The sequence below is a fragment of the Streptomyces sp. NPDC031365 genome (assembly GCF_055569765.1).
In genome coordinates, this window is record NZ_JBVIIM010000004.1 from 261,101 (window position 1) to 270,296 (window position 9,196).

The window sequence follows — 9,196 nt, forward strand, 5'->3', positions numbered from 1 at the left end:
CGCACCAGGAAGGACCTTCACCAGCAATGACCGACGAGAACACTCCCGTCACGCCTCTCGAGGACGCGGACGCGACCGTCATGCGCGTCGAGCCCGTCGGGCTCGAGACGGAGATGCAGCGCTCGTACCTCGACTACGCGATGTCCGTCATCGTCTCGCGTGCGCTGCCCGACGTCCGTGACGGCCTCAAGCCCGTCCACCGCCGCGTGCTGTACGCCATGTACGACGGCGGCTACCGCCCGGAGCGCGGCTTCTACAAGTGCGCCCGCGTGGTCGGCGACGTCATGGGCAACTACCACCCGCACGGTGACTCCTCGATCTACGACGCGCTGGTCCGGCTCGCGCAGCCGTGGTCGATGCGGATGCCGCTGGTGGACTCCAACGGCAACTTCGGCTCCCCGGGCAACGACCCGGCGGCGGCGATGCGCTACACCGAGTGCAAGATGGCGCCGCTGTCGATGGAGATGGTCCGTGACATCGACGAGGAGACCGTCGACTTCACGGACAACTACGACGGCCGCTCCCAGGAGCCGACCGTCCTGCCGGCCCGTTTCCCGAACCTGCTGATCAACGGCTCGGCCGGCATCGCGGTCGGTATGGCGACCAACATCCCGCCGCACAACCTGCGCGAGGTCGCGGCCGGTGCCCAGTGGTACCTGGAGAACCCCGAGGCCTCCCACGAGGAGCTCCTGGACGCGCTGATCGAGCGCATCAAGGGCCCCGACTTCCCCACCGGCGCCCTCGTCGTCGGCCGTAAGGGCATCGAGGAGGCGTACCGCACGGGCCGCGGTTCCATCACCATGCGCGCGGTGGTCGAGGTCGAGGAGATCCAGAACCGCCAGTGCCTGGTGGTCACGGAGCTGCCGTACCAGACCAACCCGGACAACCTCGCGCAGAAGATCGCCGACCTGGTGAAGGACGGCAAGATCGGCGGCATCGCCGACGTACGTGACGAGACCTCCTCGCGCACGGGGCAGCGTCTGGTCATCGTGCTGAAGCGGGACGCGGTCGCCAAGGTCGTTCTGAACAACCTCTACAAGCACACCGACCTGCAGACCAACTTCGGCGCCAACATGCTGGCCCTGGTCGACGGTGTGCCGCGCACGCTGTCCCTGGACGCGTTCATCCGGCACTGGGTGACGCACCAGATCGAGGTCATCGTCCGCCGTACGCGCTTCCGGCTGCGCAAGGCCGAGGAGCGGGCGCACATCCTGCGCGGTCTGCTGAAGGCCCTGGACGCCATCGACGAGGTCATCGCGCTGATCCGGCGCAGTGACACCGTGGAGATCGCGCGTGGGGGCCTGAGGGACCTCCTGGACATCGACGAGATCCAGGCCAACGCCATTCTCGAGATGCAGTTGCGCCGGCTGGCCGCCCTGGAGCGTCAGAAGATCGTCCAGGAGCACGACGAACTCCAGGCGAAGATCAGCGAGTACAACGAGATCCTCTCCTCTCCGGTCCGTCAGCGCGGCATCGTCAGCCAGGAGCTGGCGGCGATCGTCGAGAAGTTCGGCGACGACCGCAAGACGAAGCTGATCCCGTACGAGGGTGACATGTCCATCGAGGACCTGATCGCCGAGGAGGACATTGTCGTCACGGTCACGCGCGGGGGCTACATCAAGCGCACCAAGACCGACGACTACCGGGCACAGAAGCGCGGCGGCAAGGGCGTACGCGGCACGAAGCTCAAGGAAGACGACATCGTCAACCACTTCTTCGTGTCGACCACCCACCACTGGCTGCTGTTCTTCACCAACAAGGGCCGTGTCTACCGGGTGAAGGGCTACGAACTGCCCGACGCCGGGCGGGACGCGCGCGGGCAGCACGTGGCGAACCTGCTGGCCTTCCAGCCGGACGAGACGATCGCCCAGATCCGCGCGATCCGCGACTACGAGGCGGTGCCTTACCTGGTTCTGGCCACCAAGGCGGGCCTGGTGAAGAAGTCGCCGCTGAAGGATTACGACTCGCCGCGTTCGGGCGGTGTGATCGCGATCAACCTGCGCGAGCAGGAGGACGGTTCCGACGACGAACTGATCGGCGCCGAGCTCGTCTCGTCGGATGACGATCTGCTGTTGATCAGCAAGAAGGCACAGTCGATCAGGTTCACGGCGACGGACGACACGCTGCGTCCCATGGGCCGTGCGACCTCGGGTGTCAAGGGCATGAGTTTCCGTGGGGAAGACGAGCTGCTCTCGATGAATGTTGTTCGACCCGGTACGTTCGTGTTCACTGCCACAGACGGCGGGTACGCGAAGCGGACCGCTGTCGACGAGTACCGCGTACAGGGGCGCGGCGGTCTGGGCATCAAGGCCGCCAAGATCGTCGAGGACCGCGGCACCCTCGTCGGCGCGCTGGTGGTCGAGGAGACCGACGAAATCCTCGCCATCACGCTGTCGGGCGGTGTGATTCGTACGCGAGTCAACGAGATCAGGGAGACCGGCCGTGACACCATGGGCGTCCAACTGATCAATCTGGGCAAGCGCGATGCCGTGGTCGGCATCGCCCGTAACGCCGAGGCGGGACGCGAGGCGGAGGAAGTCGACGGCGACGTGGCCGTGGACGAGACCGCCGACGGGGACGCGGCCACCGGCACGGACGAGGGTGAGGCGCCCTCGGCCGAGTAGCACGAGGAGTGAGTCAGCGTGAGCGGAGCCACGGGCGCCGGGCCGGCCGGTACCAGTACGGGAACGGACGGCGGTGGCCGTGGCTCCGCCGCGCGGGCGACAGATCCGCACACGACCAATCTCAAAGCGATCAAGTCGCCCGTCATGGACGCCTCCTCGTCCGACAGGCAGGGATCCCAGGGGGGAACCGTGACGGACACCCGAGGCCGGCAGCAGCCCGCGCCGGACCAGGGCGCAGCCGCTCAGACTGCCTCACCGCTGCCGGGGGAACGGCAGCCGCAACAGCAGACGGGCCCGTACCACCCCCCGCAGGCGTATGCGGCGCAGGGCGGTACGGCAGCCGCCCAGACCGGTGCGGTGCGACGCCCGCGCACGGGGGCGCGCACCACACCGCGCGTGCGCAAGGCGCGCCTGCGGGTGGCCAAGGCCGACCCCTGGTCGGTGATGAAGGTCAGCTTCCTGCTCTCCATCGCCCTCGGCATCTGCACGATCGTCGCGTCCGCGGTGCTCTGGATGGTCATGGACGCCATGGGCGTGTTCTCGACGGTCGGCGGCACGATCGCGGAGGCGACCGGCTCCAACGAGTCGAACGGCTTCGACCTCCAGTCGTTCCTGTCGCTGCCCAACGTCCTGATGTTCACGACGATCATCGCGGTCATCGACGTCGTTCTGGCGACGGCTCTCGCGACGCTCGGCGCGTTCATCTACAACCTCTCCGCCGGTTTCGTCGGCGGCGTCGAGGTGACGCTGGCCGAGGACGAGTGAGTTGCTCACCGCGCTTGCGTCGGCTCCCCTGACAGCCCCCTGACAACCGATTTTGGGACTGCCCCGGTCGTGCGCTAATCTTCAGGAGTCAGCGCGCGGTACACACCGCAGAGCGCGGCGGGGCTATAGCTCAGTTGGTTAGAGCGCATCCCTGATAAGGATGAGGCCACAGGTTCAAATCCTGTTAGCCCCACCAGCGAGAAGACCCCCGAGCCATGAGGCCGGGGGTCTTTTGACACCAAACGGCTGACGCCAACGGCGGCGGTCAGTCGATGAGCGGTTCTTCCACAAGCGCGGTGAGCACGGCGACCGCTTCCGCCGTGGAAGCAGCACACGGTGCACAACGCCGGAACGCGTCGTGTCCGGCGTGTTCGGGTGCGGTCATGGAGCTCGTATCCAGGAGCCCCGTGTGCGATGAAGCCGTCCACACAACGAAGAGGACCCCCGTCGGATGTCGACGGGAGTCTTCTGGTGCGGTGTGCTGTCGCCGGCCGGGAATCGTCGTCGTGCCGTGGTGCTGTACGCAAGTTCGCCAGGACTTCGGGAAGCAGCGACGGCACGAGGAGGCCTCGGCAGGGGGATCGCCTCGGCGCTCAGCGCTGGAGCGGGATGCGGCCGGTGACGGGTTCCGGACGGGAGGACGTCGTGTCGTCGGAGCAGTCCGGGGAGTCGGACTCCGTGTCGGAGAGGGGACGGTGCCGACAGCTGGGGGACTTGCCGTGGGCCTCGGCATGGATGCGCTGTTTCATCGTGGGGGGCAGGGCCCTGTTCAGTGACCAGGACCCGAGGGGGGTCGCCGGTTCCGCCGTCCTGGCCGTGCTGCCGCTGTTGCGCGTCTTCTCGGTCTGCGGTACCGCCGCGGAGGCGGTCGTGGTGATGAGTCCGAGCGCCGTGCACAGCGCGAGGAAGGCGGTGACGATGGCGTTCCACAGCTTCATGACCTTGGTCCGGGCCATGGCCCCTCACTTTCGGGTTGGGCGATTTGCGTACTTTCCTCATCATGTGTATGAGGGTCGCGAAGTGGTGGACCCCCGCCCGTGGCGCGTGGATGTTCAGATGAACACCACTCGGATGGGCGCATGAGCGGCGAAAGGCTGCCGAGACTGGTGAGAGGCAGTCGAACGGGCTGTCCGTGGAGATGCGGTCACCCTCCGGCCGCACGGCGGTCCTCCACTCCTACTGCGCCGCGTTTGAGGGCGGTTCGAGGCGCTGACGCAGGTCACCGATCGGTATCGGCCGGTGTGTATAGTCGGGCGCCAGAGGTCCCCTACGTCAACGAAAGACGAGGTCGCGCGGTGAAGAAGCTTCTCCTGGTCGCACTGGCCGCCATCGGCGGGCTCCTCGTGTACCGCCAGATCCAGGCGGATCGCGCCGAGCAGGATCTGTGGACGGAGGCGACTGACTCCGTGCCCACGGGTTCGTGAGTACCGATATCCGACGCTGAACAGACCCCGGCCGCCCTCGCGGTCGGGGTTTTGTGTGTGCCGGGGCCTTGTGGGCCGGCCTCGACCACGGGGCAGGATGGGCGACACGGTGCGACGTCCGGGCAGCGACGAGGGGTGGCGCGTGAGGGGACGGCAGGGTACGGCGCGGGGACGGGCGGGATCCGGTCACGGCCGGCGTCTGGTCGTCGGATGTGCGGGCGTGGCAGTCGTGCTGGGACTGGGGGGCGTTCTGCCGGGGCAGGAGGCCACGGCCGTCGGGGCCTCCGCCGGGAACACCGGCGGCAGGGCCGCCGCTGACGCCACCAAGCCCCTCGGGGCCACCGGAACCTTCCGGTCCGGGCCCGGGCCCGCAGGGGACACCGGAAACCCCGGAACCTACGCCTTCGCCGAGGACGCGCGGCGCATCGACGGTGCCGTGAGCACCGCGGACGCCGCCGAACTCGTCCCCGGACGGTCCTACCGGAGCACGCTTCCGGCGACCGGCAAGGTCTACTACCGCCTGGAACTCGACGCCACCACGAACCTCTACGCCTCCGCCACCGCAGTCCCGACGCCCGGCCGTGAAGCCTCCGTCATCGACGGCGTCAAGGTGTCCGTGGAGAACAGCGACGGCCGTTCCTGCGACGGGGACACGGCGAGCTTCGGTGCCGCGGGCAGCCCGCACCCGGTCGCCGCGTGGTCCATGCGGGAGATCTCCCCCAGGAGGTCCCTGTGCAGGGACGCCGGGACGTACTACATGACCGTCGAGCGCGCCGACCCGGACGGAAAGGGATCCTCCCCCGGCCCCTGGGAGATGGAACTCGCCGCGGTGTCGGAGCCGGCACTGGAGAAGACCGGTCCGACACGGGTGCCCGAGGAGTGGAACTCCGCCCCGCCCCCTCCCGTCACGGGGGAGTCGGAACGGCGTGCGGGCGGTGCGGGCTTCTCCCGGGCCACGTCTGTGGGTGAGGGGGTGTGGCGGGATGACATACGACCCGGTCAGACCCTCTTCTACAAGGTCCCCGTCGACTGGGGGCAACAGCTCTACGTCACAGCCGAACTGGGCAGTTCGGACGCGGACGGCAGAGGATTCGTCGCCGCCGCACTGGACCTGGACCTCTACAACCCCGCACGTGGTCACATCGACGACCTGGGTATCGGCTACGACGGAGGCCAGAAGTCGAGGAGCCTCGCGCCCCTGCCACAGGTCGCGTACGTCAATCGGCACGCCCCACGGGATCAGATCGCGGCGATGCGGTTCGCCGGCTCCTACTACCTCGTCGCCCACCTCACGGAGGAGGTCGCGGACGACTTCGGCGACGGACCCGTTCCACTGACCCTGCGGGTGCGGCTGACCGGTACGCCACAGGACGGGCCCGGGTACGCGGGGCGGACCGTTCCGTCGGACGTCTTCACGGTCACGGGGGAGGACCGGGAGGCGGCGGCCGAGGGCGGGACAACGGGCGACGGAACCGCCTACCGGGCGCTCGCGGTGGGCGGCATCGGCACGGGAAGCGTGCTGCTCGTGGGGCTCGGCGTGTGGACGCTGGTAGCGCGGCGGCGGGCCGTCCCCTAGACGGCGCTCGTACCTCGTATCGGGGCGCGTGCCGCCCGCGGGCGGCGGTGCTCAGATCCGGGTGAGGGCCCAGAGCCCCACGGCGTAGCAGGCAAGGGCCAGGAGCAGGACAGGGACGGCCACCTTCGCCGGAGGTCCGGGCCGGCGGCTGCGCCGGCGATGGGACCGAGGGGTGGCGGCGGCGTGCCGGGACATCTCCTCGCCCGGAAGCGGAACCCGCGGTGCCTGGGCGGTGTATTCAGCAGTAGAGGCGTCGGGATGTGCGATCGGCCGTGGCAGGGGGGAGCGCAGCGGATGCGTGGGGTCGTGGGGGGAGATGTAGGGCGCGGCGTCGGGCGCTTGGTGCTGTCCGCCGTACTGGGCCTGCTCAGGGGCCTGGGAAGCCTGGGGGGCCTGCGAGGGCAGCGGAGGACCGGCCACGGGGGAGGAGGTGACCGTGGCGTGGGGCGGCGGGAGAGGGAAGCTGCCCGTCTCGGACATGCCGGGCTGCCGTGGGGAGGGTCGGGAGGGAGTCGCGGGGAAGACGGCGCTCCGACGCGGATCGGCGGGTACGGCGCCGCCGCCTCCGTCCGCGGCGTGGTCCCGACCGGGAGCTTCCGGGCCGGTTCCGGCGCCCGCTGCCGGGGCTGGACGGGCGGTCAGGGGGCCGGCCGGGCCATCGGGAGCATCGGCGGCGTCCATGCCGCGGCCCGGCGCCGACGCGGCGTCGGCTTCCCCGCCGGGGACAGGGACAGGTCCGGGCACGGAGCGGTCCTCACGGGCCCCGGGCAGGGCACCCTCCCCGCGGCCGTACCCCTGCGTGGACGCACCGCCCGGCCGCACACCCGAGGCGCTCCTCAGCGGGCCGTCCGCGGCGAAGCCTGGGGGCAACGAGCCCAGTTGGTCGAAGATTTCGATCAGTTCGTCGTCGGGGCCGGGTTCCGGCAGCAGCTCCGAGGCCGCCGCGAGCGCCTTGCGTGCCCCCATTGCCGTGCGGAATCGCGCCTGCGGATCCGGCTGGAGCAGAGTGGCCACGACCTGCCACAGCGGCTCCGGGAGACCCTGCGGCGCACCGGGTGTGCCGTGGTCGGCGAAGTACTGGATGAGGGCCTTGGCGTCCGGTTTGGCGCCCTCCAGCAGATACAGCGCGACGAGGCCCACGGCGAACAGGTCGGAGGGGAAGTCCGGTTCGGAGCCCATCAGCTGTTCCGGCGCGAGATAACCGGGCGTGCCCACCACCAGATTGGTCTCGGTCAGCCGGGGTTCGCCCAGCCGCATCGCGATGCCGAAGTCGGACAGCCGCAGCCGTGGCCTGCCCGTACCGGTGGCCTCCAGGAGCACATTGGCGGGTTTGATGTCGCGGTGCACGACATCTTCCGCGTGCACTGCGGCCAGCCCCGCCAGCAACTGGTCGAGCAGGGTGCAGACGAACGCCGGCGGCAGGGGGCCGTAGTCGCCGACCAGATGGACCAGGGAGCCGCCGGCCACCAGGTCCATGGTGAACAGGACCTTGTCGTCGTCGGCGGCCCAGCTGGTGGGAGCGAGGACATGGGGGTGATCGATCCGCAGGGCCTGCTCGCGGACGAAGCGGAGCAGTGAGTGAGCGTCGCTCTGCAGCAGGACCTTGGCGGCCACATAACGGCGGCGGCGGTGGTCCCAGGCGCGCCAGACGGCGCCGACACCCCCGCGTCCGATCGGATCGACCAGTTCGTACCGGCCGGCGAAGACCTCACCCATGGCTGTGCAGTCACCCCTCCCCCTGCGGTGTCCCCCTGTCCCTCCCCTTCTACGGGCGTTACGACTCCCTCCCGTCCCCTGTCACTCCCCCGCGTCCTCGGTCTCACGGGCGCCTCCGGCAGCCGAGCCCCCTTCGGCCGCCGGACAGGGAGATCAGTTCTGGTGGGACTGGTAGTGCGTGACCGCGTCGGAGGTGCGGCCGGCGCCGTACACCCGGAGGAACTCCGCCAGTTCGGGGTGGGTGGGAGCGAGGGTGTCCGCGGCCTCGATGATGTCGCCGGCGGCCGCCACCGAGCGCAGCAGGGACTGGATCTCGCGGACCACCCGCTTGACCGTGGGTGCCCCGGAACTGCTCGTCGTCTGCGTGGTGTTGCTGAGCACCGACCCCCCCTGCGACTTCTTGATCTCTTCCATGCGCTCGGTTGCCTCGGCCGCGCTGACACTGCCGTCGGCGACCTGGCCCGCCAGATCCTGCAGCAGTTGCACCCGCTGGACCACCGCGGGATTTCCGATCTTCGCCCGCTGGCCGCTCATCAGCTGCGACAGCATCGGCGCGGACAGCCCGAGGACTCCCGCGAGACGAGCCTGGTTGAGGCCCAGGTCGTCTATGAGCCTACGGAAGAGCGCCCCCAGCGGCTCCCCGTACCAATTCCGCTGCAGTTCCCGCGCTCTGGCGGTGGCTTCCTGCTGTGCGGCGTCCATTGCGTCTCCCCATCGCTTCCCCATGAACCGTGGTTCGCTGTAGCGAACCACGCCGAGCATCTTACGGAGAGTGGTTGGTCACGGGGACCCCCAATCTTTTTGCGGAACCCCCGGGTGGACCCGGTACTCTGGTGCCGAGCGCCCGCCGGGAAGTCTTCTTCCAGGTGGACGCTTCCCTTCGGGGCCTTAGCTCAGTTGGTAGAGCGCTGTCTTTGCATGGCAGATGTCAGGGGTTCGACTCCCCTAGGCTCCACAACGGGACCCGTCCCACCTGCGGAAACGCGGTGGGACGGGTCCCGTTTCACGTGAAACGGCGGGGGGGGGGGGGGGGGGGGGGAGAGGCCCCCCCCCCCCCCCCCCCCCTGCTCTTCTTCTTCCTGCGCTCTTCT

The 9,196-nt window shown here is 69.4% G+C and carries 7 protein-coding genes and 2 tRNA genes; 6 read left to right on the forward strand and 3 right to left on the reverse strand.

The window, feature by feature from the left end:
* Positions 1–26 precede the first annotated feature (26 nt).
* From gyrA to ACZ5C2_RS09125, 3 genes are all read left to right on the forward strand, one after another.
* On the forward strand, positions 27–2,624 hold the full coding sequence (gene gyrA / locus ACZ5C2_RS09115; RefSeq protein ID WP_468788211.1) for a DNA gyrase subunit A: 2,598 nt from the start codon (positions 27–29) through the stop codon (positions 2,622–2,624).
* A gap of 18 nt (positions 2,625–2,642) precedes the next feature.
* On the forward strand, positions 2,643–3,389 hold the full coding sequence (locus tag ACZ5C2_RS09120) for a DUF3566 domain-containing protein (protein ID WP_468788213.1): 747 nt from the start codon (positions 2,643–2,645) through the stop codon (positions 3,387–3,389).
* 119 nt (positions 3,390–3,508) lie between these two features.
* Positions 3,509–3,585 (forward strand) — tRNA-Ile (locus ACZ5C2_RS09125).
* Between the two features lie 397 nt (positions 3,586–3,982).
* On the opposite strand, the gene ACZ5C2_RS09130 is transcribed toward ACZ5C2_RS09125, so the two are convergent.
* Complete coding sequence (locus ACZ5C2_RS09130; protein ID WP_468788215.1) at positions 3,983–4,345, reverse strand: DUF6344 domain-containing protein; 363 nt, start codon at positions 4,343–4,345, stop codon at positions 3,983–3,985.
* Positions 4,346–4,684: 339 nt separating this feature from the next.
* Here ACZ5C2_RS09130 and ACZ5C2_RS09135 point away from each other — a divergent pair, with 339 nt between their 5' ends.
* Complete coding sequence (locus ACZ5C2_RS09135) at positions 4,685–4,813, forward strand: DLW-39 family protein (protein ID WP_003999697.1); 129 nt, start codon at positions 4,685–4,687, stop codon at positions 4,811–4,813.
* 220 nt (positions 4,814–5,033) lie between these two features.
* Positions 5,034–6,389 (forward strand): hypothetical protein, encoded by a 1,356-nt coding sequence (locus tag ACZ5C2_RS09140; RefSeq protein ID WP_468788217.1) that lies wholly within the window; start codon positions 5,034–5,036, stop codon positions 6,387–6,389.
* A gap of 51 nt (positions 6,390–6,440) precedes the next feature.
* Here the strand turns inward: ACZ5C2_RS09140 and ACZ5C2_RS09145 are convergent, their stop codons facing one another.
* Together ACZ5C2_RS09145 and ACZ5C2_RS09150 are read right to left on the reverse strand one after the other, a co-directional pair.
* Positions 6,441–8,105 (reverse strand): serine/threonine-protein kinase, encoded by a 1,665-nt coding sequence (locus tag ACZ5C2_RS09145; RefSeq protein ID WP_468788219.1) that lies wholly within the window; start codon positions 8,103–8,105, stop codon positions 6,441–6,443.
* 153 nt (positions 8,106–8,258) lie between these two features.
* Positions 8,259–8,807, reverse strand: a complete 549-nt coding sequence (locus ACZ5C2_RS09150; RefSeq protein WP_103545009.1) for a helix-turn-helix domain-containing protein — start codon at positions 8,805–8,807, stop codon at positions 8,259–8,261.
* Between the two features lie 180 nt (positions 8,808–8,987).
* Between ACZ5C2_RS09150 and ACZ5C2_RS09155 the strand changes: the two genes are divergently transcribed.
* Positions 8,988–9,060, forward strand: a tRNA-Ala gene (locus ACZ5C2_RS09155).
* Positions 9,061–9,196: the final 136 nt, after the last annotated feature.